This is a genomic window from Streptomyces deserti (genome assembly GCF_054782695.1).
Genome location: NZ_BAAGRZ010000011.1, coordinates 139,481 through 164,262, shown reverse-complemented (window position 1 = coordinate 164,262; position 24,782 = coordinate 139,481). Strand labels below are relative to the sequence as shown.

Genomic DNA, 24,782 nt, shown 5'->3' with positions numbered 1-24,782 from the left:
CCGTCCCCCGCATGCCCAACCCCCCTACATTCCCCACCTCCAGGCCGTTGACCAGGACAAATACAGAAGTCCGGCTGGAGTAATAGCCTGATCCGGGTGCGTCCCGGCCCCAGGACCGGACGACGACCCGCACCGCACTCAGCGCTCGGCCGCCGGCAGTGTCACCTCGAAGCGGCAGCCGCCGGGGATGTTGCGCACGGTGGCGTGGCCGCGGTGGGCCTCGACGATGCCGCGGACGATGGCGAGGCCGAGGCCCGCGCCGGCGGGTGGGGTGCGGGCGTGGCTGCCGCGCCAGCCGGTGTCGAAGACGCGGGGCAGGTCCTCCTCGGCGATGCCGCCGCAGCCGTCCGTGACCGACACGACCACGCCCTCGGGGGAGCGTTCGGCGGTCACGGCGACCGTGCCGTCTGCGGGCGTGCGGCGGATCGCGTTCACCAGGAGGTTGCCCAGCACACGGCTCATCTCCCTGCCGTCGACCTCCACCGGCACCGGTTCGACGCGGTCGGCGGCGAGCTTCACGCCGTGCTCGCGGGCGAGCGGGTCCGCGCCGGAGAGGGCGTCGCCGACCAGGTCGTACAGGGACATCCGGGAGAGGGAGAGCGTGAGGGTGCCCGCGTGGATGCGGGAGAGTTCGAAGAGGTCGCCGACCATGTCGTTGAGGCGTTCGACCTCGGTGCGGATCTGCTTCAGATAGCGGCCGGGGTCGGCGGCGACGCCGTCCTCCAGGGCCTCGGCCATCGCGCGCAGCCCGGCGAGGGGGGTGCGCAGGTCGTGGGAGATCCAGGCGACGAGTTCGCGCCGGGAGGACTCCAGGGCGCGCTCGCGGTCCCGGGACTCGGCGAGTTTGGCACTGGTGGTCTGCAACTCGCGGCTGAGCGCGGCCAGTTCGGCGGTGGACGGGCCGTCGGGGGCGGCGAAGGAGCCGCCGTCGCCGAAGGAGCGGGCGGCCAGTGTCAGGGCGCGGCTGCGGGCGACGACCCAGCGGCCCAGGATCAGGGCGGTCGCCAGGGAGACCACGGCGGCCATGGCGACGACGGTCGTCACGACCGTCAGGTCGTGGGCCGACAGGAACATCGCCTGGGCGACGGCCAGGGTGCCCGCGAGCATCGCGGTGACGGCGACCGCGGCGACCACGGTGAGGGACGCGACGAGGGAACGGCGGCGGATCAGCAGCAGGACGAGCGCGCCGAGCAGCCCGGCCGCGGCGGCGCCGAGGAAGGCGAACAGGGCGATGAGGAGGGTGTCGCGCATGACCGTCACTCCTCGCCGGCGCCCGGGTCGAAGCGGTAACCGACGCCCCACACCGTCTGGATGAGGCGGGGGCGGGCCGGGTCGTCCTCGACCTTGCCGCGCAGCCGCCGGACGTGGACGGTGACGGTCGACAGGTCGCCGAAGTCCCAGCCCCACACCTCCCGCATCAGCTCCTCGCGGCCATACGCGCGCCCCGGGTGCCGCAGGAAGAAGGCGAGGAGGTCGAACTCCCGGATGGTCAGGGCGAGTTCGGTGCCGTGCTTGGCGGCGCGGCGGGCCTGCGGGTCGACCGAGATTCCGGCGGCCCGCAGGGTCTCGCGGGGCTGGGCGGGCAGGGCGCGGCGCAGCACGGACTCGACGCGCAGGACGAGTTCGCGGGGGCTGAACGGCTTGGTGACGTAGTCGTCGGCGCCGACCTCCAGGCCGAGGATCCGGTCGTCCTCGTCGCCGCGCGCGGTGAGCATGATGACCGGCACGGGCCCGTGGCCCCGCATCCGCCGGCACACCTCCAGCCCGTCCATGCCGGGCAGCATCAGGTCCAGGACGACGAGGTCCGGCCAGTGCGCGGCGGCCCGGGCGAGGGCGTCGGGCCCGTCGCCGGCCCGGTCCACGACGTATCCTGCCCGGTCGAGGTACCCGGAGACGATCTCGGCGACGGTGGGGTCGTCGTCGACGACGAGGACCCGGGCCCCGGACGGCGGCTGCGGCTGTTGCTCCATGCCGCCAGCGTCGCACTCCGCGCGCGGATGCGCGGCCTCCGGCCTCCGACGTCCTTGTTCCGTAAGGAGCAGCCGCCCGGTATGCCTGCTGAGTGCTGTGAACGGCTCCTGGCGGGAGGAGTACACGCGGTCGGCGCTGCGGTACAGCGCCCAGGTGCCGTTGGTCGTCCAGTCCTGGCCGTCGGTGTTCGGTCGGGCAGGGCGAGGGCGTCCTGCATCGTGCAGTAGGACGGCTGAGGCATGACTGCGTAGTCACGCCAGTGCCGGGACATACGGTGCCCGAGTCAATGGTCCGCGTGGCACCGCCTTGTCCGTGGGCCGTGGTTCACGGCAGCGGCTGCTCCGTCCAGATGACCTTGCCGTCGGGGGTGTAGCGGGTGCCCCAGCGGTCGGTGAGCTGGGCGACGAGGAACAGGCCGCGGCCGCCCTCGTCCTCCGTGCGGGCGCGGCGCAGCCGGGGGGAGGTGCTGCTCCCGTCGGAGACCTCGCAGATCAGCGTGCGGTCGCGCAGCAGGCGCAGCTGCACGGGGCCGGTGGCGTGCCGGATGGCGTTGGTGACCAGTTCGCTGGCGACGAGTTCGGTGGTGAAGGCCAGTTCTTCCAAGCCCCAGGCGCCGAGCTGTTCGGTGACGGCCGCGCGGGAGCGGGAGACGACCGCCGGGTCGCTGGGCAGGTCCCACTGCGCGACCTGGTCCGGCCCCAGCGCGCGGGTACGGGCGACGAGCAGGGCCACGTCGTCGCTCGGGTGGGCCGGGAGCAGCGCGTCGAGGACGGCCTCGCAGGTCTCCTCCGGGGCGCCGTCGGCACACTCCAGGACGGAGCGCAGCTGTTCCATGCCGCTGTCGATGTCCCGTAGCCGGTCCTCGACCAGACCGTCGGTGTACAGCACGAGCCGGCTGCCCTCGGCCAGTTCCAGCTCGACCGTCTCGAACGGCATGCCACCGAGCCCCAGCGGCGGCGCCGAGGGCAGGTCGACGAACTCCACCGTGCAGTCGGGCGAGACGACCGCCGGGAGGGGGTGCCCGGCGCGGGTGAGGGTGCAGCGCCGGGACACCGGATCGTAGACGGCGTACAGACACGTGGCTCCGACGATGCCGGAGTCGGGGGTGTTCTCCGCCGCCCAGCCCTCGCCCCGGTCGAGCCGGCCGACCAGGTCGTCGAGGTGGGTGAGCAGGTCGTCGGGCGGCAGGTCCAGGGAGCAGAAGTTGTGCACGGCGGTGCGCAGCCGGCCCATGGTGGCGGCGGCGTGCAGTCCGTGGCCGACGACGTCGCCGACGACCAGCGCCACCCGGCAGCCGGACAGCGGGATGACGTCGAACCAGTCGCCGCCGACCCCGGCCTGCGCGGGCAGGTAGCGGTAGGCGACCTCGACGGCGCTCTGCTCGGGCCGGCCGCGCGGCAGCAGACTGCGCTGCAGGGCGAGGGCGGTGTTGTGCTCGCGGGTGTAGCGGCGGGCGTTGTCGATGGAGATCGCCGCACGGCCGACCAGCTCCTGGGCGAGCGAGAGGTCGTCGTCCTCGAAGGGAGCGGGCTTCTCGCAGCGGTAGAAGCTGACCACGCCGAGGGTGGTGCCGCGGGCCCGCAGCGGCACCGTGATCAGGGAGTGGATCCCGGCCTCCAGGACCCGCTCCAGCCGCGCCGGGTCCTGCGCGATCCAGCCGCGGGCCTCGGACAGCACGGGTTCGAGCACCGACTCCCTGCTCTCCAGGCTGCGGGCCTGCGGAGTGGACGGCACGTACTCGACCGTCGCCCCGATCCCGTACAGATGGGACTCCTCGTGCACGGCGCCGAGCGCGACGCGGCGCAGCGGGGTCTCGGCGCCGAGCGATCCCGGCTCCTCGCCGCGCAGCACCGTGTCGGGCAGGTCGACGGCGGTGAAGTCGGCGAACCGGGGGACGGTGACCTCGGCGAGTTCCTCGGCGGTGCGGGTGACGTCGAGGGTGGTGCCGATCCGGACGCCGGCGTCGTGCAGCAGCTCCAGACGCTTGCGGGCCAGGACGGCCAGCCGCCCGACGCCCGGCTCTCCGACGAGCAGCAGCCGGCTCTCGGCACCACCGCCACCGTCGTCCCCCACCGCTGCGTCGTGCGGGGACGGCTGCGGCCCGGCCGGGCCGGATGTCGGTACGACGGTACGGAGGGCGGCGGGGGGTGCGCCGCCCGGTGCCGGGGCCGCGGGGGGCGGCGACGGCGCCAGGGGGATGGCGAGGGGAGGCACGGGTTCGGCCGGTGCGGTGACGGCCGCGGGCTCGGTCACCGGGTGCACGGTCGCGGACGCGGCCGGGGTGGACCGGGCCGGTGCGTTCGCCGGGGCCGGGGCGGCCGTCGCGAGCCGGGGGCCCGACGCGTCGGGCGGGGCCGTCGCCATGTGCCGCAGCCGCGGCCCGCCCATGATGCGGACCTCGACGGCCACGCCCAGTTCGCCTCCGGGTCCCCTCACCTGGCGGCGCAGCAGGGTGGCGACCCGGCCGCCGGGCAGGGCGACCTCGTCGAGGGTGAGGTGCGGTGAGGCGATGAGTTCCTCGGCCTTCTCCCGCAGCACGGCCAGGTCGATCCGGCCGAGGGGGGTGCCGCCGTCGCCGGGCGCCGGGGAGGCGGGCTGCCTCGGCCAGCCGCGTGTGTCGCCGCCGGCCCGCCGGTACGCGGTCAGGAGCGCCCGTTCGCGTTCGGTGGCCTGTTCCAGCATCCGGGCCTCGATGTTCCGGGCGGCCTCGCGGACCAGCCGGACCATGGCCGGGTCGCCGTCGCCGCGCAGACAGGTGAGGTCGAGGATCGCCTCGATACGGCCGCTGAGGGGATCCCGCACGGGTGCGCCCGCGCAGGCGAAGGGCTGCAGGGCGTCGGCGAAGTGCTCGCGGCCGACGACGTAGACGGGGCTGCGCTCGGCCAGCGCGGTGCCGACGCCGTTGGTGCCGGCGACCCGTTCGGAGGCGTCGAAACCGGGAGCGAACCGCACGGCGTCGAGGCGTTCGTTGAGCCCGCGGTCACCGCCGAGCCGCTGGACCATGCGGCCCTGCCCGTCGCACAGCGCGATCGTCATGCGGGCGTCGGTGAGCGAGGCGGTCAGGCCCTTCAGAACGGGGTCGGCCGCACGCAGGAACCGGTCGTCCAGCGCCAGATCCGGGGTGTAGGGCAGCAGCACCTGGTGCGGTTGGAGTCCCACGGACCGGCACCGCTTCCAGGAGTCGAGCACCGGGGCCCGTACGTCCGCGTCGACGCGGGCGCCGGCCAGGAATCGTTCGTGGGCATCGACCAGGCCGCCGATGTCGTCCCAGGCGACGGTCACCGGGATCACTTCCCTCACCTGGAGGCGGCCCGGTCGCGCGCCGCCGCTCGGCTCGCCGTCCGGGGAGGTCCTCCAGGCGATTTCACCCTAGTCCTCATGTGATGCCCATCACAACATCGGCCTTTCGGGGGCCGAGGGCCCCGCCCCTCAGGCTTCCTCGCCCGAGCCGTCGTTCCAGTCGTACGGCCCACCGCCACGCCACTCGATCAGCTGGGGGTCGTCGACGGCCGTGTCGACGGCGGGCAGGCCGGCGCTGTGCAGGAGCTCGAGCACGTCGAACAGACCGTGGGCGGTGCCCACGGTCTCGCCACGGATCGTCACCCGTCGTCCACCGCCCGGCTCCGGCGGAAACACGACCACGGGGGGAGGTCGGTCCATACCACCACCATGCGCTGACCCGGCCCGCCCCGCCAGCCGTCCGCGCCCGCTCAGGACCGCTGCCTGTTGTGCCGCGCACTGGGTTCCCAGCGGGACGGCCGGCTCGTGATCAGCGGTGCGGTGACGCAGGCGGCGGCGAGGATGCCGAAGGCGACGGTCAGGGCGGTCGTGCAGCCGTGGACGGACGCCGCGGCCGGCCCGTCGGAACGTGCCGAGGCCAGGTGGACGCCGTGGTGGTGGCTGCGACGGTGTGGAGCAGTGCGGTGCCGAGTGCCGCTCCGAGCTGCTGGGAGGCGTGGTGGGCGGCCCACCCGGCCACCGGCGTCGAGGGCTGAGCAGGCGGGCGCGGGGTACCCGGCGGGCGGAGGAGGAAACTGATGAACCATCGACCGCTGTCCGACACCCGTCGTCCCGGGCAGAGCCGGGAGACCCCTGCGGCCCTCCTGGGCATCTACCTCAACGACCACATGGCCGGTGCCACCGCCGGAACCGAGCGGGCTCGCCACATGGTGCGGTCCTACCGCAGCTCCGACCTGGCCGCGGCGATGGAACCGATCGCCACCGAGATCGCCGAGGACCGGGCGACCCTGATCCACATCATGAAGCGCCTCGACATCCCGCTGCGGCAGTACAAGGTCTACGCGGGCCGGCTGGCCGAGCGGGTGGGGAGGCTGAAGAGCAACGGCCGCCTGGTACGCCGTTCTCCCCTGAGTCCGCTGGTGGAGCTGGAGGCGCTGCGGCTGGGCGTCGAGGGCAAGGCCGCCCTGTGGCAGACGCTCCGCCGGCTCGCCGACAGCGACGACCGCCTCGACCCGCGCCTGCTGGAGGACCTTCTCGAGCGGGCCCGCCGCCAGCAGAGCACGCTGGAGGAGCTCCGCCGCCGGGAGATCGAGGCGGTTTTCCGGACGACGTGACCCGGAGAGGCGGATTTCCAGAGGACCTGCCCCGGGCCCCGGCCGGGGAGCGCGCGTCGCGCCCGCGCGGCCTGCGGCCCTGACCGCACAGGCCGCGCGGGGTACGGGAGTACCGGAGTACCGGGCTCAGCCCTTCTGTTCCTGAGCCTTGCTCACCTGCTCGGCCAGTTCCTCCTTGGTCATCGAGGACCTGCCCTCGACGCCGAGTTCCCGGGCCTTCTCGTACAGTTCCGCCCGGGTCTCGCCCCCGGCCCCCTGCCGGTGTCCGCCGCCGACGGCGCTCAGGGGCTGGCCCGCCAGCTTCTGGGCCCGCCGGGTCGCGAACTGCAGGCCCAACTCCCGCAGGCGGTCGGAGTCGACGGCGTCGCGCAGCGCGGGCAGGATCTCGTTCTCCTCCTCCTCGACATGGTGCAGCACGGCGCCGACCCACTCGTCCAGAGCGCGGTCGAACTCCTTGCTCTCCCAGTCCATCTCCAGCAGATGCTTGCCGAGGCTCTCGGCCTGGTGGTGCTCCTCGGCGGCGTGCTCGGCCTCCGCCTTCTCGCCGGCCTCGCGGGCCACGGCCGGGTACACCCGGTCCTCCTCGGCCTCGCTGTGCGCCTCCAGCATGGCCACGGCCAGCGGAAGCGCGAGCGGCCGGGAGCTCCTGTCCTTTTTCATCATGTCGAACAGGCGCTCAAGCTCGCGATGGTCGGTGGTGACCAGGGTGATGAGGTCGTCAGCCATGGGATCCCTCTGTTCTCTCGTCCGAGTGATTCCCCCCTGCTTCACCCACGGGTTTCCGGGGCGGCCCGGCTGATGCCTGGCCTGGCGCGGAATGTGCCGCTGACAGCTGTGTCGTCCCCCGGCCGACGCCGCTTCGGCTCCCGGACACCAGGGCGTCACACCGGGCGGGCACCTTGCCTGCGTCCCCTGCCTCGCCTGGTGTGCGTCCGCCCCGTCCCCGGGGGCGTGACGCGGAAGGACGACGTGCGCCGTGTCGCTGCTCCCGCTCGCCCCTCAGCCCCGCCCGCTCCCCGCCTCCCTCCGCTCCCCCGCCGCCGCCCGCCTCGCCCGCCGGGCGCTCAGTCTGCTGCCGGTCCTGCTGATCGGCGGGTGGGCGGTGGCCGACTGGCCCACCGTCCGTGACGGCGCCGCCCGGCTGGCCTCCGCCGATCCCTGGTGGCTGCTGGCGGGGCTCTGCTTCACCTGCCTGGGCTGGGTGGCCGCCGCCTGCGTCCGGCAGGGGGCCATCCCGGAGCGGCTCCCGCCGGGGCTGCTGCTCGCCTCGCAGTTCGCCGCCGGCGCCGCGAACCACGTACTGCCGGCGAGCATCGGCGCCCACGCCGTGACCCTGCGCTTCCTTCAGGGCCGCGGCATCCCGCTGGCCCGGGCCACGGCGTCCCTCGCCCTGTACTCCCTGGTCAAACCGCTCGCCAAGACACCGGTCCTGCTGTTCTTCCTCGTGGCCTTCCCGGACGTCCTGCGGATCGGCGACCTGCTGCCGGACCGGCGGACGCTGCTCCTGGCCGCCGGGGGCATCCTGCTCGCCCCGGTCGCGGCCGCCCTGCTCGTGACGTTCGTCCGCCCGCTGCGCCGCCCGGTCCTGGGCTTCCTGCGCACCGCCCTGACCGACGTACGGCTCCTGCACACCCGGCCCAGTCGTGTTCTCGCCCTGTGGGGCGGGGCGGCCGCCGCCCCGGTGCTCCAGGCGAGCGTCATCTTCTCGGTCGGCGCCGCGCTCGGTCTGCCGCTGACCTGGACGCAGGTGGTGTTCGCCTTCCTCGCCGCCGGCACCGCGGTCGGCGCGGTGCCCGCCCCCGGCGGCATCGGCCCGGTCGACGCGGCGGTGGTCCTCGCCATGGTCGCCTACGGCGCGCCCCTCCACCTGGCCACGGCGACCCTCATCGGCTACCGCGTGCTGACGGTGTGGGTTCCGCTGCTGCCGGGGGCGCTGGTGCTGTCGGCGCTGGTGCAGCGGAAGGTCCTGTGAGCCCGGCTCAGCCCGGCACCCGGCCCGCCTCAGCCCGGCACCCGCCTCAGCCCTGAGCGAGCCGCCTCAGCCCTCGTCCGGCGTCAGCCGCAGCGCGATGCTGTTGATGCAGTACCGCTGGTCGGTCGGGGTCGGATAGCCCTCGCCCTCGAAGACGTGCCCGAGGTGCGAGCCGCAGCGGGCGCAGCGCACCTCGGTGCGGACCATGCCGTGGGAGCGGTCCTCCACGAGCTCCACGGCGTCGGTGTCCTTGGGGTCGAAGAAGGACGGCCACCCGCAGTGGGACTCGAACTTGGTGTCCGAGGTGAACAGTTCGGCGCCGCAGGCGCGGCAGGAGTAGACGCCCTTCGCCTTGGTGTCGGTGTACTCACCGGTGAAGGCGGGCTCCGTGGCGGCCTGGCGCAGCACGGCGTACTCGGCCGGGCTCAGCTCCGCGCGCCACTGCTCGTCGGGCTTCTCGACGTCGTACGGCATGAGCCTCAACCCCTCGTATGACAGATCACTCGGCGGACGGCCCGGACAGCCGGTCCAGGATGCGCGGGCCGAGGTCGGTGACGTCGCCCGCACCCATGGTGAGAACGAGATCCCCCGCCTTCGCCATTCCCGCGATCACCTCCGGGACCTCCGCCTTGTCGTGCACCGGCGTCACGTCCGCGCCCGCCGCCCGGGCCGCCTCGATGATCAGCTCGCTGGTCACGCCGGGGATCGGGTCCTCGCGGGCCGGGTAGATGTCCAGGACGACCGAGGCGTCCGCCAGGGCGAGGGCCTCGCCCATCTCCTTGCCCAGCTCCTGGGTGCGGGAGAACAGGTGCGGCTGGAAGACGACCAGGATCCGGCGGGTGTCGCCGGCGGCCGCGCGCATCGCCTCCAGGTCGGCCGTCATCTCGGTGGGGTGGTGCGCGTAGGAGTCGATGACCTGCACGCCGGCCGCCTCGCCCTTCAGCTGCAGACGCCGCTTGACGCCCGTGTACGCGGCCAGGGCCGGGGCCAGCTCCGCGGCCGGGACGCCGAGCGCCACGCCCGCCGCCAGCGCCGCGACCGCGTTGTGCGCGTAGTGGCGGCCGGGGACGGAGACCGTGAACGTGAGCGGCGTGCCGTCCAGCTCGACGGTCACCTCGCTCTTCAGTCCCTGCGGCACGACCGACAGGATCCGCACGTCGGCGTCCTGGGACTCGCCGTAGGTCACCGTCTTCACCGACCCGGCCAGCCGGCGCGTGAGCTCGCGCGCGCCCTCGTGGTCGGCCGTGATCACCAGCGTGCCGCCGGGCACGATCCGGCCCGCGAAGGTCTCGAAGGACTCGTAGATCTCGTCCATCGAGGCGTAGTTGGCGTGGTGGTCGAGTTCGACGTTGAGGACGATCGCGACCTCGGGGGCGTACTTGTGGAAGCTGCGGTCCGACTCGTCCGCCTCGGCGACGAAGATCTCGCCCTCGCCGTGCAGGGCGTTGGAGCCGGGCGCGTCCAGGTCGCCGCCGATGGCGTACGACGGGTTCAGGCCGAGCGCGGTCAGCGAGACCGCCAGCATCGACGTCGTGGTGGTCTTGCCGTGCGTGCCGGCCACCGCGATCGGGCGCAGGCCGTCCATGAGGGCGGCGAGGGCGTCGGAGCGGTGGACCACCGGGATGCCGAGCTCGGCGGCGCGGGCCAGCTCGGGGTTGTCCTGACGGATCGCCGAGGACACGACCACGCAGCTGGCGTCGTCGGCCAGGTGCTCGGCCGCGTGCCCGATGTGCACGGTCGCGCCCAGCGCGCGCAGCGCCTCGGCGGTCGCCGAGTCCTTGGCGTCGCTGCCGGCCACCTTGGCCCCGCGCTGCGCGAGGATCTTCGCGATGCCCGACATTCCGGCGCCGCCGATGCCGATGAAGTGCGGTCGGTCCATGGCGGTAGGAAGGCCGGGTGCCATGCGCGTTTCTCCCCAGATACGACTTCAGTGGTACGACGGTCAGGGCGTCCTCTGCCGAGGGCGCCGCCCAAGCCTATGCCTTGCTGTGGGAGAACAGCTTCAGCACCGGCACCCCCACCTTGTGCCGGGCCCGGGACGCCCAGTCCCGGTGGAAGAACTCCTCCACGTAGTGCGGGTCGGTCAGGACGATCACCTCGTCGGCCTCGACCTCCTCGACCAGGGACTTCAGCGCGTCGAGCGGATGGTCCTCGATGAGCCGGCCCTCGGCCTGGCTGCCGGACGCGCGCAGGGCGGCGAGCGAGACCTCCAGAGCCCGCTGCCCGACGCTCAGCGCCTCCTCGCCCTCGGGGGTCCTCCCCTCCCGCACGGCCTCGTCGAGCTCGCCGAGGGCCACGTCGTCGATGGCCCGCAGCAGACGGTCCGCCTGCTCGCCGCGCGGCTGGAGCAGCACGTGGAAGGAGACCGACTCGTCCCCGTGCAAGGTGGTGACGAACTCCACGTCGGCGGACGTCAGGGCCTTCTCGATCATCAATACGCTTGTGAACACCAGGCGCCCCTTCTCCTACGGGGCCCGTGGGCCCCTGTCCTCCGTGGGCCGTACCAGGCCCTGCGGAAACCATCCTGCCCCGTGATCGCACGGATACTGCCGCATCCAGTGTGCCCGCCGGAAACTAAACGGAACGGAACACTCCGCCGATTACCGGACCAGCGGGAATCATCGAGCCCCTTCGGGACGGACCACACCTGGCCGATTCCCGCCCGTCGACGCCGGGGCCGGCGCCGGCGAGGTCAGGCCCGCCGGTACCGGGTGAACAGGAAACCGTCCTCCTCCAGCATCGACACCAGCGCGAAGCGCTGCGGGACCGTGACCGCGGGCCCGGCGGCGATGCGCTGCGCGTCGCCCGCCGTGAGCATCGGGGAGACGGTCAGGCAGAGTTCGTCGAGCACACCGGCCGCCACCATCTGGCCCAGCAGCCGCGGGCCGCCCTCGGTCAGCAGCCGGGTGTGGCCGAGTCCGGCCAGGGCCCGGACGGCGCGTACGGGGTCCACGCCGATGCCGTCCCCGGCGATCACCACCCGGGCGCCCGCCTTCTCGGCGGTCGCGACACGGTCCGGGGCGGCCGCGGCGCCCGTGAGGACCAGGGTCGGCACCAGGGGCGAGGTGAACAGCGGCAGGGAGAAGTCCAGGTCCAGACTGGCGGTGACCACCGCGATCGCCGGCACCGGCCCCTGCCCGGCCGCTTCCCGCGCCGCAGTGAACTCGGCACGCGCGCGTGCCGGGCGGTACCCCTCCTGACGCACCGTTTCCGCGCCGACGACCACGACGTCCGCCAGCGCCCGCAGCGTGCCGAAGATCCGCATGTCGGCCGGGCTGGAGATGGGTTGCGAGCGCCCCTCGTGCTGGGCGGCCCCGTCCAGCGTGGCCACCATGTTCGCCCGCAGCCAGGGTTCCCGGCCCCCGGCCGCGGCCTCGGGATAGGCGTACGCGGCGGCCAGCTCGGCCAGGCTCCACTCCCGCCCGGCCCCAGCGGGCGCATCACCCGCCGGAGCACCACCAGAGGCCGGAGCTGCTGTTTCATCGGTCACAGGGAACAGGCGTCGCATGCCGTGCAGTGTTCCACGCCCCGTAGCATGGGGAACCGTGTCCTCTTCCACAGCCGCCTCCGGAACCGGCCCGATGACCGACGCGGCCCCCCTGTCCCTGTGCGCCCGCGAGCCGCGCGTCCCCGCGGACCGGCTGGTGGCCGAAATGGTGCCGCCGCCGCGGTTCGACTCGGTGCGCTTCAGCACGTACATCCCCGACCCCGCCCAGCCCAGCCAGACCGAGGCCGTCCGCGTCCTCGAGGGCTTCGCCGCGGGCCTGGGCGGTGGCACGGACGCCGGCTCGGGCAAGCGCAGGCTGTTCGGTTTCGGGAAGGCGCCGAAGAAGACCCCGTCCGGCCCCCGCGGCGTCTACCTCGACGGCGGCTACGGCGTCGGCAAGACCCACCTGCTGGCCTCCCTCTGGCACGCCACCGACGCCGAGCCCGCCCGCAAGGCGTTCGGCACCTTCGTGGAGCTGACCAACCTGGTCGGCGCCCTCGGCTTCCAGCAGACCGTCCAGACGCTCTCCGGGCACCGCCTGCTGTGCATCGACGAGTTCGAGCTCGACGACCCCGGTGACACCGTCCTGGTCTCCACCCTGCTCGGCAAGCTCGTCGACGCGGGTGTCGCGCTCGCCGCCACCTCCAACACGCTGCCGGGCAAGCTCGGCGAGGGCCGGTTCGCGGCGGCCGACTTCCTGCGCGAGATCCAGGGCCTGTCCGCCCACTTCCGCACCCTGCGCATCGACGGCGAGGACTACCGCCACCGCGGCCTGCCCGAGGCCCCGCCGCCGTACTCCGACGAGCAGGTGACCCGGGCGGCATACGCCACCGAGGGCGCCTCCCTCGACGCCTTCCCGCACCTGCTGGACCACCTCGCCAAGGTGCACCCCAGCCGCTACGGCGCCCTGACCGACGGCATCGAGGCGGTCTGCCTCACCGATGTCCGGCCGGTTCCCGACCAGTCGACGGCCCTCAGGCTCGTCGTCCTCGCCGACCGGCTCTACGACCGTGAGATACCGGTGCTCGCCTCCGGGCGGCCCTTCGACGAGCTCTTCAGCGAGGAGATGCTGAAGGGCGGCTACCGCAAGAAGTACTTCCGCGCGATCTCCCGCCTCACGGCGCTGGCGCGCGACGCGGGCCGCCTCGTCGACATCGCCAACTAGCCGTCATCCACACGGCCTTCACGCGGGCCGCTCACAGGCGGCCTCATTACCCCGGTCAACGCCAGTTGATCAAGAGCGATTTCGCGCCAACCAACCTGCGGTTTTCAGGCTCTCTTCAGCTTGAAACGTTAAGTTAACCCTGCAAACGGCTTTGCAGGGTTAACGTGTTTCTTGACCAGTCATTGACCAACCATTGGTGCGCGCTATATGTGCGTCGGGGGCGCGAACTGCCGGAAGGGGGGCGTATGTTCGGAGGTACGACGGCACGGACCGTGGTCCCGATCCTCGCCGCCGTCCTGCTCGCCCTCCAGTTCTTCGCACCCACCGCTTCCTTCGCATCCGCGTACCCGGTCCGTCATGTTGAGGCCAAGGCTCAGCCCGGAACTGAACCCTCCGGAAGTGCACTACGAACCGGAGTCAAACTCTCCGGGAAGGCACTGCGCGACGAGAGCGTCACCTGTCGCGGCGCCGGCCACCTCGCGAACCCGACTGGTCCCCTGCGCACCCGCGACCGGTTCCGCGCCGCGAACTCGGTCCCGGCAGCACCCGAGAGACCACTGCTGACGCTGAGCCCGTCGGCGGTACAGGAAACGGTCGGATCCGGCGCCGCGCACCACCGCACGCCGAGACCGGCCAAGGCCCACACTCCGGCCGCCCTCCAGGTCTTTCGCTGCTGAGCAACAGAGCAGTCCCCCCACCTCTGTCATGCACGTCCGACGCGCCCCCACTGCGCGCCAGGAGGAGTCACCACACCATGCAACCCCTCATCGACAACGCCCGCACGTTCGGACAGCGCCCTGAGGAGTTCGCTCGCCTCGCCGAGGGCCAGTCCCCCGACGTCCTGTTCATCACCTGCGCCGACTCCCGAGTCGTACCGGCCCTGATCACGGGCGCCCGCCCCGGCGAGCTCTTCGAGCTGCGCACCGCGGGCAACATCGTCCCGCCGCACGGTTCCGGAACCCCCACCGGCGAAGCGGCCACCATCGAGTACGCCGTGGAGGTCCTCGGCGTCAAGCACATCGTGGTCTGCGGCCACTCGCACTGCGGTGCCGTGGGCGCGGTGGTCCGGGGCGACGACCTGAGCGCCGTTCCCGCCGTACGGGACTGGCTCGCGCACGCCGCGGAGGAGCCCAAGTGCTCCGACAAGGCCGACCCGACGGTCGCCGAGGCCGTCCAGAACCACGTCCTGACGCAGCTGCAGCGGCTGCGTTCCTACCCCTGCATCGAGAAGCGGCTGACCGAGGGTCAACTCGAGCTGCACGGCTGGTATTACGAGGTCCACACCGGTGCCGTGCGGGAACACCGCGTGGACACCGACGCGTTCGAGGCGCTGTGAGGGGGCTGACCGTGCTGTCCAAGTTCCCTTATCTGCGGCAGGACTTCGCCGCCTCCATCGTCGTCTTCCTCGTCGCCGTACCGCTGTGCGTCGGCGTGGCCGTCGCCTCCGGCGTCCCGGCCGAACTCGGCCTGGTCACCGGCATCGTGGGCGGCATCGTCACCGGGCTCATGCCCGGCAGCAGCCTTCAGGTATCGGGGCCGGCCGCCGGCATGACCGTGCTGGTCTTCGAGGCCGTCAGCGAGTTCGGAGTGGCCGCACTCGGCGTGATCGTGCTGATGGCCGGTCTGCTCCAGCTCGCCATGGGCTTCCTCAAGGTCGGCCGCTGGTTCCGGGCGATCTCCGTCTCCGTCGTCGAGGGCATGCTCTGCGGCATCGGCCTGGTGATCATCGCCGGCCAGATCTACGCGGCGGCGGGCCTGAAGGCCCCGGATACCGGTATCGGCAAGATCGTGGGCCTGCCGGGGGCTTTCGCCGACGCCCTCGGCAGCACGGAGGCCCTGGCTTCCCTCGCGATCGGCGCGGGCACCATCGCCGTCATCGTGCTGTGGAAGAAGATGCCGAAGAAGGTGCAGGCCGTGCCCGGCGCCCTCGCGGCGGTGCTGCTGGCCACGCTCGTCGCCCTCGCCTTCGACCCGCCGGTCGCCACGGTCAAGGTGGAGGGTCTGCTCGGCGTCATCCAGCCGCCCGGGTCCGAGGCCTTCGGCGAGCTGGCCAGCCCGGCTATCTGGGGCACGATCATCGCGTTCGCCCTGATCGCCTCGGCGGAGAGCCTGTTCAGCGCGGCCGCCGTGGACCGGCTGCACGACGGTCCGCGCACCCAGTACGACAAGGAGATGATCGCCCAGGGCGCGGGCAACACGGTGTGCGGTGTGCTCGGCGCGCTGCCGATGACCGCGGTCATCGTACGGAGCTCTGCCAACGTCAACGCGGGCGCGAAGACCAAGGCCTCGCGTGTGCTGCACGGTGTGTGGCTGCTGCTGTTCGCCGCCGCGCTGCCGTCCGCCCTGGCGCTGATCCCGATCCCCGCCCTGGCCGGCATCCTCGTGCACGCGGGCTGGAAGCTGATCCCGTTCCGCCAGATCGCGACGCTGTGGCGGGGCCACAAGGGTGAGGCGCTCATCCTCGTGGTCACGGCCGTGGCGATCGTCGCGGTGAACATGTTCGAGGGCGTGCTCATCGGTCTGGCCCTGTCGGTGGTCAAGACCGCCTGGGAGGCCTCGCACGTCAAGCTGGAGGTCGTCGACAAGGGCGCCGGCCCGATCCAGGCGTACCTGTCGGGTAACGCGACCTTCCTGCGGCTGCCGAAGATCCTCGACAGCCTGGAGTCCCTCCCCCAGGACCGGCCGGTCGAGCTCGACCTGTCCGGCCTGCACCACCTCGACCACGCCTGCCGCACGGCTCTGGAGTCCTGGGCCGAACGGCACAGCGCGGTGGGTACGGAACCCGTGAGGGTCACGGAACCGGCGCTGGCCGGAGCGGCCGAGAAGGTCACGGCGGCCTGAGGCAACCGTTGTCCGTGAGGTGAGGCCCGGGGCGCGCACGACGTGCCCCGGGCCTCACGCATGTCCGGTCGCATCCCGGGCGTCGCCCCGCAGGTCCGGTCCGGCGGCGGGCGTGGCCCCCGACCGGACACGGGCATATCGTTACAGGAGCGGATGAAGCAAATAAAACGGACCCCTGAACGGGGAGGTCGTCATGCTCGAGGAACTGCTGACGGCGGCCGTGGCGACCGGTTCCGCGGGCCTGGTGTACGTGGCCTCGGCGGCGCGGATCGTCAAGCAGTACGAGCGCGGGGTGGTCTTCCGGCTCGGCCGCCTGCACGGCGACGTACGCCGGCCCGGGTTCAACCTCGTCGTCCCCGGGATCGACCGGCTGCGCAAGGTCAACATGCAGATCGTGACGATGCCCGTGCCCGCCCAGGAGGGCATCACGCGCGACAATGTGACCGTGCGGGTCGACGCGGTGGTCTACTTCAAGGTCGTGGATCCGACGGCCGCGATCGTCAACGTCGAGGACTACCGCTTCGCCGTCTCGCAGATGGCGCAGACCTCGCTGCGTTCGATCATCGGCAAGAGCGAGCTGGACGACCTGCTGTCCAACCGGGAGAAGCTCAACCAGGGCCTGGAGCTGATGATCGACAGCCCGGCCGTGGAGTGGGGCGTGACCATCGACCGCGTGGAGATCAAGGACGTCTCCCTGCCGGACACGATGAAGCGCTCCATGGCCCGCCAGGCCGAGGCCGACCGCGAGCGGCGGGCCCGCCTGATCAACGCCGACGCCGAGTACCAGGCCTCCAAGAAGCTGGCGCAGGCCGCCCACCAGATGGCGGACACGCCCTCCGCGCTACAGCTCCGGCTGCTGCAGACGGTGATGGCGGTGGCGGCGGAGAAGAACTCCACGCTGGTGCTGCCCATCCCGGTGGAGCTGCTGCGCTTCCTGGAGAAAGGGGCCGAGAAGGGTGCCGAGAGGGATGCCGAGAGGGGCACGGCGCAGGGTGCGGAGAAGGACGCGCAGCCGCCACCGGAACGCTTCGTCGAGGCGAGCGAACCAGCCGTCGGCAGGACACCGCACGCCGTCGAGCAGTGACGCGTGCTACGCGCGTGGTTCCCGCCGCCCGCACCAGGTGATAGACACAGCGGGGTCACAGTTCCTGTCCGCCAGCAGGAAGGCTGCCCCATGTCCGAAACCGGTCGCTCCGCGACCCGACGTGAACTGCTCGCCCGTACCGGTGCCTTGGGAGTGGGCATCGCGTTCACCGGCTCCCTCTCCGAACTCTTCGCGGGTACCGCCGCTGCGCAGCACCTGGGCCACACCGGGTACGGCCCGCTCGTACCGGACCCCAACGGGCTCCTCGATCTGCCGAAAGGTTTCCGCTATCGCGTGCTGTCCCGTGAGGGCGACCGGCTCCGCTCCGGTGAGGGCCGGGTCCCCTCCAACCACGACGGCATGGCGGCCTTCGCGGGCAGCGGGGGCCGCGTCCATCTCGTCCGCAACCACGAGAACCGCGCCAACGGCGCGGTCCCGGTCCCGGCGGTCGACGGCCTCACCTACGACCCGGCGGCCAAGGGCGGCTGTACGGCCCTGACGCTGGACGCGCGCAACCACGTCCTGTCGGAACGGGTCGCCCTCGCCGGTACGGCCGTCAACTGCGCGGGCGGGCCCACCCCGTGGGGCACCTGGCTGACCTGCGAGGAGACCGAGGACAAGGCGGGCACCGCCGGTTACGCCAAGGACCACGGCTTCATCTTCGAGGTCGACCCGGCCGACCCGCGCCGCACGGGTGCCGTACCGCTGACCGCGATGGGCCGCTTCCAGCACGAGGCGATCGCCGTCGACCCGAAGCGGGGCGTGGTCTACGAGACCGAGGACGCCTTCCAGAAGCCCTTCGGCCTCTTCTACCGCTTCCTGCCCGACAAGCCGCTCGGCGGGCGCGGTTCGCTGCGCGCGGGCGGCCGGCTGCAGGCGATGCGCGTGCCCGGCGTCCCGGACCTGTCGACGATCCAGGAGACGGGCGCCTGCTTCGACGGCATCGAGTGGGTGGACGTACCGGACCCGCAGGCCGCCCGGACCCCCATCCGGCTGCAGGACTTCGGCCCGAAGGGCATCACGCACGCGCAGAAGCTGGAGGGCTGCTACTGGGGCGGACGGTCGGTCTACTTCGTTTCGTCCTTCGCCCGCAGCGCGGAGGGCTCGGCGGCCGACCACTACGGGCAGATCTGGCGGTACGACCCGGACCGGCGCCGGCTGACCCTCGTCATCGTCTTCGGCCCGGACACCGACGTACAGCTGCCGGGCGAGTCGCCGGACAACATCTGCCTGGCCCCGAGCGGCGGCCTCATGGTCTGCGAGGACGGCGAGGGCGCCCAGCACGTCTACGGCGTGACGAGGCGCGGCGAGGTGTACGCGATGGCCCGCAACCGCCAGAACATCCGCACCCCCGATGCCCCCGAGTGGGGCGAGTTCGCCGGCGTCACCTTCTCCCCCGACGGCGAGACGATGTACGTCAACTGCTACACGCCCGGGACGACGTTCGCGGTGACGGGCCCCTGGCGCCGCTAGCCGGGCCGGGCGGGGCGGTGCGTGCCGGGGCGCCGGGTGCACGAACCCGGCGCCCCGGCGCACCATGAGGCACAGGAACGAAAAGGGGTGCCCCGTGGCGAAGACGCGCTCGAAGCGGAAGAGCACACCGTCCCTGAGGGAGCTGCTGCGGGTGCCCGGCGGCGAGCCGGTCGACCTCTCCCGGTACGACGCCGGGGCGACCCCCGGCGGCCCGAAGGAGAAGCCGGCGGGCGAGGCGGCCACCGCCGAGCTGGGCGAACGCCTCGCCGACCTGCAGGAACGCCTGTGGGCGGCGAGCACGGCGGGCGACCGGCGCCGTGTCCTGCTGGTCCTGCAGGGCATGGACACCAGCGGCAAGGGCGGCACGGTCAAGCACGTCATCGGCATGCTCAACCCCTCCGGCTGCCGGATCAAGGCGTTCAAGGCGCCCACGCAGGAGGAGCGGAGGCACGACTTCCTGTGGCGCGTCGAAAGAGCCCTCCCCACACCCGGCGAGGACGTCCTGATCGCCCGCGTCCGCGGCCTCGCCCCGCGCTCCGAGATCGACCGCCGCTACGAGCGGATCAACCGCTTCGAGAAGTCCCTCGCCGACGACGGTGTGACGGTCGTCAAGTGCTTCCTGCACATCTCGTACGAGCAGCAGCGCCGCCGCCTGCTCAAGCGCCTCGACAGGCCGGACAAGCGCTGGAAGTTCGACCCCTCCGACATCGACGACCGCTCCCTGTGGCCGGCCTACCAGGAGGCCTACGAGATCGCCCTGGAGCGCTGCTCCACCCCGTACGCGCCCTGGTACCTCGTCCCCGCCGACCGCAAGTGGTACCGCAACTGGGCGGTCGGCAGGCTCCTCCTGGAGCACCTGGAGGAGCTGGACCCGCGGTACCCGACGGCGGACTTCGACGTCGCGGAATGCCAAAAGCGTTTGCTGGCGGAGGTCCGGGCCGCGAAGAAATGACGGCACATGGTGCGGACACTGAAGTCGGCACGCCGGGGTACTCGGCGGTCATGAGCGAGAAGCAGCAGGTCAGCGGCTCCTACTGGCTTGAGACGGCACCGGACGGCCGGCACCCCGCCCTGACGGAGGACCTCGAGGTCGACGTGGCGGTGGTCGGCGGCGGGATCGCCGGGCTGAGCACGGCGTGGGAGCTGGCGCGGGCCGGGCGGAGCGTGGCGGTGCTGGAGGCCGGGCGGATCGCGGCGAGTGTCACCGGGCACACCACCGCCAAGGTCACCGCGTTGCACACCCTGATCTACGACAAGCTGCGGCGCACCCGCAGCCCCGAGGGCGCGCGGCTGTACGCCCGCTCCCAGTCCGAGGCGATCGCGCGCATGGCGGGGATCGCGGACGAGCTGGGCATCGACTGCGACTGGGAGCCGAGGAACGCGTACACCTACGTCTGTGACGCGGGGCGGGTGGACGAGCTGCGGGCCGAGGCGCGGGCGGCCCGGGAGGCGGGGCTGCCGGCCTCGTTCGTGACGGAGACCGGCCTGCCCTTCCCGGTGGCGGGCGCGGTCGAGGTCACCGGGCAGGCGCAGTTCCATCCGCGCAAGTACCTGCTGGCCCTCGCCGCCGACCTGGTCACGCGTGGCGGGCGCATCTTCGAGGACACCACCGTGGTCGGCCTGGACGAGGGCGAGCCGTGCCGGCTGTCGACGACGGCCGGGGCGACGGTGACCGCCCGGGACGTCGTGGTCGCCACGCACTACCCGATCTTCGACCGGGCGCTGCTGTTCGCCCGGCTCACCCCGCGCCGCGAACTGGTCGTCGCCGGGCCCGTCCCCGCCGACCAGGACCCGAACGGCATGTACATCACGCCCGACGAGGGCACCCGCTCGGTGCGCACGGCCCCGTACAGCGGGGACCGCCGGCTCATGATCGTCACCGGGGAGCACTTCACGCCCGGCACGGGCGACACCCGCGCCCGCTTCGAGCGCCTCACCGCCTGGGCCACCGAGCACTTCCCCGACCTGCGCATCACCCACAGGTGGGCCACGCAGGACAACGACCCCACCGACACCGTGCCGCTCGTCGGCCCGCTGCACCCGGGCGCACGGCACACGTACGTCGCCACCGGCTTCGGCGGCTGGGGCATGACCGGCGGGGTGATGGCGGGCCGGCTGCTCTCCGCGCAGATCACCGGGGAGCCGTGCGCGTGGAGCGAGCTGTACGACCCCAGGCGGCTGCGCCCGGCGGTGCGCGAAGCCCCGACCTTCCTCAAGACCCAGGCCAAGGTCGCCGGCCACTTCGTCGGGGACCGGCTGCGCCCCTCGCCGCCCGTGGAGTCCCTGCCCCCGGGCGAGGGCGCCGTCGTCCGCGTCGACGGCCACCGCCTCGCGGTCTACCGGGACGACGACGGCACCCTGCACGCCGTGTCCGCCCGCTGCACCCACCTGGGCTGCCTGGTCTCCTTCAACGCCGCCGAACGCGCCTGGGAGTGCCCCTGCCACGGCTCCCGCTTCGACACCGACGGCAAGGTCGTCCAGGGCCCGGCGACACGGCCGCTGGAGCGACGGGACATCTGAGGGGACGGGCCGCGGGGACATCTGAAGGGACGGGCCGCGGGGGCGGGGCGGCGGCCGGGGGCAGGGCGGAGGCCGCGCGGGTGATGCGGGGTCGCGTCACCGCACCGGCAGCGCACAACGGCACATGCGCACCCATATCTTCATACGGTGATCACTCCCGTACGACGCGTCGCAGCCGTCTGCGCTCTGAGCGCCGCCCTCGCCACCCTCGCGGCCTGCGGTACCGCCCGGCCTCCGCAGGCCGCCCGCCCGGCACCCTCGGTCGCACCCCCGTCGAAACCCCCGACCCTGGCCCCCGGCCCCTCCGGCCTCACCCCCGTCTTCCGGCACGGTCCCCGGACGCAGGGCAGGACCGTGGCCCTCACCTTCGACGCCGACATGACCGCCGACCAGGGGGCACGGGCCGCGGCGGGCGAGCACTTCGACAACCCCGGGCTGATCGCGACGCTCCGCGCGCTGAAGGTGCCGGCCACCGTGTTCATGACGGGCCGGTGGGCCGAGGAGTACCCGGACCAGGCCCGCTCCCTCGGACGGGATCCGCTCTTCGAGGTGGCCAACCACTCCTACAGCCACTACGCGTTCAAGGGTGACTGCTACGGCCTGCCGACCGTCCCCGAGGAGCGGATGCGGGTGGACGTGGAGCGGGCGTACGCGGCGTTCCGCAGGGCCGGGGTGCCCGAGCCGATGCCGTACTTCCGCTTCCCGGGCGGGTGTTACGACCGGCGGGCGCTGAAGGCGCTGACGCCGACCGGGGTCACGGCCGTGCAGTGGGACGTGGTGAGCGGGGACGCGTTCGCGACCGACGCCGACGCGGTCGCCCGGCAGGTGCTGGACGGGGTGCGGCCGGGCTCGGTGGTCGTCCTGCACTGCACGCGCAGCGCCGCGCCCGTGACCGAGCGGGCCGTGCGGACGATCGTGCCCGAGCTGCGCCGGCAGGGCTTCCGGTTCGTGAAGGTGTCCGAGCTGATCGGGGCGGCGGGCGGGCGGCGCTGAGCGTCCTGCGCCGGAGCATGGCGTCCTACGCTGTAGGCGTGAGCGAGGACTACTGCACCATCGCCGAGGTCGACCCGCCGCCCAGGGCGGACGGGCCGCCGTACGCGGAGTGCGTGCTGTGCCGGGAGCCGACGGAGTACCCGGAGTCGTACAAGGGGATCACCCTGTGCCCGGTGTGCGAGTGGCGGGAGGCCGAGCGGACGTCGTGCTCAGGGTGACCTGCGGGAGGTGAGCGCGCAGGCCCGCCCAGCGCGGCGGCCGTGACCAGGGCGGCCGCGCCCAGCGGCAACAGGGGGAGCGGAATGGTGCCCGACCGCGAGCCGGTGACCAGCCCGCTGACCGCCGCCCGTGCCGGGGAACCGGTGACCACCAGCGCCAGCAGCGCCGCCAGCAGGAGCGAGGGCACCGCGCGGCCGGGCGAGCGCAGCAGCGGCCAGGTGGTGAGCGCGCCGACGGCCGTGCCGAGCAGGGCGCAGACCAGCATGGCGAGCAGACCGGATGCGCCGGCGGCGGCGAGCGGCACCCGGGTGCGGTGGCCGTTGTCGGCGGGGTCGCTGATCACTGTCACGACGAGGATCGCGGCCGCGCCCAGCGCCACCGCCCCGGCCAACGCCGCCAGCAGGCAGGCCAGGTGCGCCCGCGCGGGCCCGACGGCCGCGGACACGCAGCCGCGGGCGGCGGGCGGCTCCCCCGTGACGCAGATCCGCACCAGCCAGGCGGCGACGGGCAGCAGCGCGGCGGCCGCGTACCCGAGCGAGTCGAGCACCGGTTGCCCGCCCCGCACCCCGACGGCGAGGAAGAACGTGTACAGCAGGACCGGCGGCAGCCAGCGCTGGGAACGCAGCAGGAGGGCGGCCTGGTAGCGGAGGAGGACGGTCATCCGTGGCTCTCGGCGGTGGGGTGCGGCTGCTGTCCCACGCTCAGCACGTGCCACGGCGGGCAGGCCGTCAGCAGGGCGCGAAGCAGGACGTCGGAATGCGAGGCGGGGCGGTGAGGCGGTAGGTGCCCGGGATGGTCTCCTCGGCCGAGGTGACCATCCGGTGCGCGTCGGCGGGGAGGTTTCCGTCCGGCGGGCCCTGCGCCGCGACGGTGACCTGCGGACCGGCACTCGGTGAAGGCGCCTGCGGCGTAGGGCGGTTGAGGGTGCCGTCGCACACGGTGTACGTCGCATCGGGCACGCCCGCGAGGCGGCGCGGGTCGTGGTCGACGAAGACGACGGCGCCGCCCGCCGCGGTGCGCTCGGCGACCGCCCGCTCCAGTTCCGCCCGGGCCGCCGTGTCCAGGCCCGTCCACGCCTCGTCGAGCACCAGCAGCTCCGGCTCGCCGAGCGGCGCCTGCGCGACCGCGACCTTCTGGCTGCTGCCCTTGGACAGCCGCGCCATCGGCGTACGGGCGTACGCGGCGGCCCCCAGTCGCTCCAGCCACTCGTCGGCGGCGCGGACGGCGGCCGTACGGGACAGGCCGTGCACCGTGCCGAGGTGGGTGAGGTAGCCGAGCGCCATGAAGGGCAGCGCGGGAGGAAAGCGCTCGGGGACGTACTCCGCCACTGCCTAAAGGGCGTGGAGGGACCCCCAGCGCGGGCGGCCGGTGACGCGGCCCTCGGTGGGGGCGTCGATGCCGGCGAGCAGACGCAGCAGGGTGGACTTGCCGGACCCGTTGGTGCCCGCTACGCGGACGAGGGTGCCGGGCGTCACCACCAGGTCGACACCGCGCAGGATCCAGGGGCCGCGTAAGCCGTAGCGGCGGCCGACGCCTTCCAGGCGCAGATCGCGTTGCATGGGGCCATCTTCTCGTGCGGCTCTCCCGGGTTGGCACACTGGACGGCGTGACCCACGAGCAGACCCCCGTGAACGACAGCCCCTTCCGGTCCGAGCCCAGCGCGCGCGACGAGGCACCGCAGTTCGTGCTGCCGCTGGTCGTACGGATCGAGAAGGCCGCCCCGCCCGCCCGTACGGACGCGCTGGAGACCGCGGCGCGGGCCGTGCTGGTGATGCTGAGCGACGAGCGGTCGGTCGGTGACGGGGAGTGGGCGCAGGCGGTGCGGGACTGGCAGGACTCCCGGATCCGCAAGGTGGTGCGGCGGGCACGGGGCGCCGAGTGGCGGCGGGCGGAGGCCCTGCCCGGCATCACGGTCACCGGCAAGTCCGCGGAGGTCCGCGTCTTCCCGCCCGTCCCGCTGGACGGCTGGCCCAAGGACCTCGCCCGCCTCCAGGTCTCCGGCACCGACCTCGACGACCCGGAGCCGCCGGTGGACGCGGACCTGTCCGCCCCCGTGCTGTGGATGAACCCGGACCTCGGCATGTCGGCGGGCAAGGCGATGGCGCAGGCGGGCCACGCCGCCCAGCTCGCCTGGTGGGAGCTGTCCGACGAGGAGCGGGCCGCCTGGCGCGACGCGGGCTTCCCGCTGGCCGTACGCACGCCCGCCCCCGCCCGCTGGCGTCAACTCCTCGACGCGGGGCTGCCGTTGGTGCGCGACGCGGGTTTCACGGAGATCGCGCCCGGGTCGTGCACGGTCGTCGCGGACCATCCGGCGTTGCGGTAGGAGCACGCGCCGGGGCCACATGTCTGAGGCCACATGCCCGAACAGGACCCCGTCGATTTCGGGTACCGGCCGGAACCGCCGGAACCTCAAATGTTGCTCTGAACGTGCCCGTGAAGGGGTTCGGGCCCGTGCCCCGGGGCCATACCCCCTCCACGTCCGG

General features: G+C 73.1%; 21 protein-coding genes and 2 pseudogenes. 12 read left to right on the top strand and 11 right to left on the bottom strand.

Annotation, left to right across the window (positions count from 1 at the left end):
* Positions 1–138: 138 nt before the first annotated feature.
* From ACYVMZ_RS20330 to ACYVMZ_RS20315, 4 genes are all read right to left on the bottom strand, one after another.
* Positions 139–1,251 (bottom strand): sensor histidine kinase, encoded by a 1,113-nt coding sequence (locus ACYVMZ_RS20330; RefSeq protein ID WP_461081603.1) that lies wholly within the window; start codon positions 1,249–1,251, stop codon positions 139–141.
* Between the two features lie 5 nt (positions 1,252–1,256).
* Entirely contained in the window at positions 1,257–1,970 is a 714-nt protein-coding gene (locus ACYVMZ_RS20325; protein ID WP_461081601.1) for a response regulator transcription factor, read from the bottom strand.
* A gap of 325 nt (positions 1,971–2,295) precedes the next feature.
* Positions 2,296–5,262, bottom strand: a complete 2,967-nt coding sequence (locus ACYVMZ_RS20320) for a SpoIIE family protein phosphatase (RefSeq protein WP_461081599.1) — start codon at positions 5,260–5,262, stop codon at positions 2,296–2,298.
* A gap of 138 nt (positions 5,263–5,400) precedes the next feature.
* Entirely contained in the window at positions 5,401–5,631 is a 231-nt protein-coding gene (locus ACYVMZ_RS20315) for a hypothetical protein (RefSeq protein WP_461081597.1), read from the bottom strand.
* Between the two features lie 377 nt (positions 5,632–6,008).
* Here ACYVMZ_RS20315 and ACYVMZ_RS20310 point away from each other — a divergent pair, with 377 nt between their 5' ends.
* Positions 6,009–6,545, top strand: coding sequence for a hypothetical protein (locus ACYVMZ_RS20310; protein ID WP_461081595.1), 537 nt, complete (start codon positions 6,009–6,011; stop codon positions 6,543–6,545).
* A 126-nt stretch (positions 6,546–6,671) separates the two neighbouring features.
* Here the strand turns inward: ACYVMZ_RS20310 and ACYVMZ_RS20305 are convergent, their stop codons facing one another.
* Positions 6,672–7,271 carry a hemerythrin domain-containing protein gene (locus ACYVMZ_RS20305; protein WP_461081593.1) on the bottom strand — a complete coding sequence of 200 codons (600 nt, stop codon included), beginning with the start codon at positions 7,269–7,271 and terminating at the stop codon, positions 6,672–6,674.
* Between the two features lie 250 nt (positions 7,272–7,521).
* Between ACYVMZ_RS20305 and ACYVMZ_RS20300 the strand changes: the two genes are divergently transcribed.
* Positions 7,522–8,517 (top strand): lysylphosphatidylglycerol synthase transmembrane domain-containing protein, encoded by a 996-nt coding sequence (locus tag ACYVMZ_RS20300; RefSeq protein WP_461081591.1) that lies wholly within the window; start codon positions 7,522–7,524, stop codon positions 8,515–8,517.
* 66 nt (positions 8,518–8,583) lie between these two features.
* Here the strand turns inward: ACYVMZ_RS20300 and msrB are convergent, their stop codons facing one another.
* The 4 genes from msrB to ACYVMZ_RS20280 all read right to left on the bottom strand — a co-directional run bounded on the left by msrB (position 8,584) and on the right by ACYVMZ_RS20280 (position 12,025).
* Entirely contained in the window at positions 8,584–8,991 is a 408-nt protein-coding gene (gene msrB, locus ACYVMZ_RS20295; protein ID WP_461081589.1) for a peptide-methionine (R)-S-oxide reductase MsrB, read from the bottom strand.
* A gap of 25 nt (positions 8,992–9,016) precedes the next feature.
* Positions 9,017–10,420, bottom strand: coding sequence for a UDP-N-acetylmuramate--L-alanine ligase (gene murC, locus ACYVMZ_RS20290; RefSeq protein WP_461081587.1), 1,404 nt, complete (start codon positions 10,418–10,420; stop codon positions 9,017–9,019).
* A gap of 73 nt (positions 10,421–10,493) precedes the next feature.
* Entirely contained in the window at positions 10,494–10,967 is a 474-nt protein-coding gene (locus ACYVMZ_RS20285; RefSeq protein ID WP_461081585.1) for an indole-3-glycerol phosphate synthase, read from the bottom strand.
* Between the two features lie 242 nt (positions 10,968–11,209).
* A complete protein-coding gene (locus tag ACYVMZ_RS20280) occupies positions 11,210–12,025 on the bottom strand; it encodes a pyrimidine reductase family protein (protein WP_461081583.1) in 816 nt (271 codons plus the stop codon).
* A gap of 37 nt (positions 12,026–12,062) precedes the next feature.
* Here ACYVMZ_RS20280 and zapE point away from each other — a divergent pair, with 37 nt between their 5' ends.
* From zapE to ACYVMZ_RS20235, 9 genes are all read left to right on the top strand, one after another.
* Complete coding sequence (zapE, locus tag ACYVMZ_RS20275; protein ID WP_461081581.1) at positions 12,063–13,169, top strand: cell division protein ZapE; 1,107 nt, start codon at positions 12,063–12,065, stop codon at positions 13,167–13,169.
* Positions 13,170–13,923: 754 nt separating this feature from the next.
* A complete protein-coding gene (locus tag ACYVMZ_RS20270) occupies positions 13,924–14,505 on the top strand; it encodes a carbonic anhydrase (protein ID WP_461081579.1) in 582 nt (193 codons plus the stop codon).
* A 14-nt stretch (positions 14,506–14,519) separates the two neighbouring features.
* Positions 14,520–16,010, top strand: a complete 1,491-nt coding sequence (locus ACYVMZ_RS20265; RefSeq protein ID WP_461081685.1) for a SulP family inorganic anion transporter — start codon at positions 14,520–14,522, stop codon at positions 16,008–16,010.
* A gap of 193 nt (positions 16,011–16,203) precedes the next feature.
* Complete coding sequence (locus ACYVMZ_RS20260; protein ID WP_461081577.1) at positions 16,204–17,094, top strand: slipin family protein; 891 nt, start codon at positions 16,204–16,206, stop codon at positions 17,092–17,094.
* A gap of 90 nt (positions 17,095–17,184) precedes the next feature.
* Entirely contained in the window at positions 17,185–18,567 is a 1,383-nt protein-coding gene (locus tag ACYVMZ_RS20255; protein ID WP_461081575.1) for a PhoX family protein, read from the top strand.
* A 94-nt stretch (positions 18,568–18,661) separates the two neighbouring features.
* Entirely contained in the window at positions 18,662–19,519 is an 858-nt protein-coding gene (locus ACYVMZ_RS20250) for a PPK2 family polyphosphate kinase (RefSeq protein WP_461081573.1), read from the top strand.
* Between the two features lie 50 nt (positions 19,520–19,569).
* Entirely contained in the window at positions 19,570–21,087 is a 1,518-nt protein-coding gene (locus tag ACYVMZ_RS20245; protein WP_461081571.1) for an FAD-dependent oxidoreductase, read from the top strand.
* Positions 21,088–21,234: 147 nt separating this feature from the next.
* Positions 21,235–22,080 (top strand): polysaccharide deacetylase family protein, encoded by an 846-nt coding sequence (locus ACYVMZ_RS20240; protein WP_461081569.1) that lies wholly within the window; start codon positions 21,235–21,237, stop codon positions 22,078–22,080.
* 17 nt (positions 22,081–22,097) lie between these two features.
* Positions 22,098–22,298: a hypothetical protein gene (locus tag ACYVMZ_RS20235; protein WP_461081567.1), complete on the top strand. Its 201-nt coding sequence runs from the start codon at positions 22,098–22,100 to the stop codon at positions 22,296–22,298.
* Here ACYVMZ_RS20235 and ACYVMZ_RS20230 read toward each other — a convergent pair.
* A pseudogene (locus ACYVMZ_RS20230) lies at positions 22,290–22,960 on the bottom strand (ABC transporter). The gene ACYVMZ_RS20235 and the pseudogene ACYVMZ_RS20230 sit on opposite strands and share 9 nt — an antisense overlap.
* Positions 22,957–23,858 (bottom strand): annotated as a pseudogene (locus ACYVMZ_RS20225) (ABC transporter ATP-binding protein). The pseudogenes ACYVMZ_RS20230 and ACYVMZ_RS20225 overlap by 4 nt, the downstream one beginning before the upstream one ends.
* 47 nt (positions 23,859–23,905) lie before the next feature.
* On the opposite strand from ACYVMZ_RS20225, the gene ACYVMZ_RS20220 reads away from it, so the two are divergent.
* The gene (locus tag ACYVMZ_RS20220; protein ID WP_461081565.1) at positions 23,906–24,622 is read left to right on the top strand and encodes an aminoacyl-tRNA hydrolase; all 717 of its coding nucleotides are present in this window, start codon (positions 23,906–23,908) and stop codon (positions 24,620–24,622) included.
* Positions 24,623–24,782 lie beyond the last annotated feature (160 nt).

Bases quoted from the DNA above. Each gene is read 5' to 3' on its own strand.
- ACYVMZ_RS20270 (WP_461081579.1), top strand. From the start codon at position 13,924: ATGCAACCCCTCATCGACAACGCCCGCACGTTCGGACAGCGCCCTGAG.
- murC (WP_461081587.1), bottom strand. From the start codon at position 10,420: ATGGCACCCGGCCTTCCTACCGCCATGGACCGACCGCACTTCATCGGC.
- ACYVMZ_RS20235 (WP_461081567.1), top strand. From the start codon at position 22,098: ATGGCGTCCTACGCTGTAGGCGTGAGCGAGGACTACTGCACCATCGCC.
- ACYVMZ_RS20255 (WP_461081575.1), top strand. From the start codon at position 17,185: ATGTCCGAAACCGGTCGCTCCGCGACCCGACGTGAACTGCTCGCCCGT.
- ACYVMZ_RS20280 (WP_461081583.1), bottom strand. From the start codon at position 12,025: ATGCGACGCCTGTTCCCTGTGACCGATGAAACAGCAGCTCCGGCCTCT.
- ACYVMZ_RS20305 (WP_461081593.1), bottom strand. From the start codon at position 7,271: ATGGCTGACGACCTCATCACCCTGGTCACCACCGACCATCGCGAGCTT.
- msrB (WP_461081589.1), bottom strand. From the start codon at position 8,991: ATGCCGTACGACGTCGAGAAGCCCGACGAGCAGTGGCGCGCGGAGCTG.
- ACYVMZ_RS20325 (WP_461081601.1), bottom strand. From the start codon at position 1,970: ATGGAGCAACAGCCGCAGCCGCCGTCCGGGGCCCGGGTCCTCGTCGTC.
- ACYVMZ_RS20330 (WP_461081603.1), bottom strand. From the start codon at position 1,251: ATGCGCGACACCCTCCTCATCGCCCTGTTCGCCTTCCTCGGCGCCGCC.
- ACYVMZ_RS20315 (WP_461081597.1), bottom strand. From the start codon at position 5,631: ATGGACCGACCTCCCCCCGTGGTCGTGTTTCCGCCGGAGCCGGGCGGT.
- ACYVMZ_RS20245 (WP_461081571.1), top strand. From the start codon at position 19,570: ATGAGCGAGAAGCAGCAGGTCAGCGGCTCCTACTGGCTTGAGACGGCA.
- ACYVMZ_RS20310 (WP_461081595.1), top strand. From the start codon at position 6,009: ATGAACCATCGACCGCTGTCCGACACCCGTCGTCCCGGGCAGAGCCGG.
- ACYVMZ_RS20260 (WP_461081577.1), top strand. From the start codon at position 16,204: ATGCTCGAGGAACTGCTGACGGCGGCCGTGGCGACCGGTTCCGCGGGC.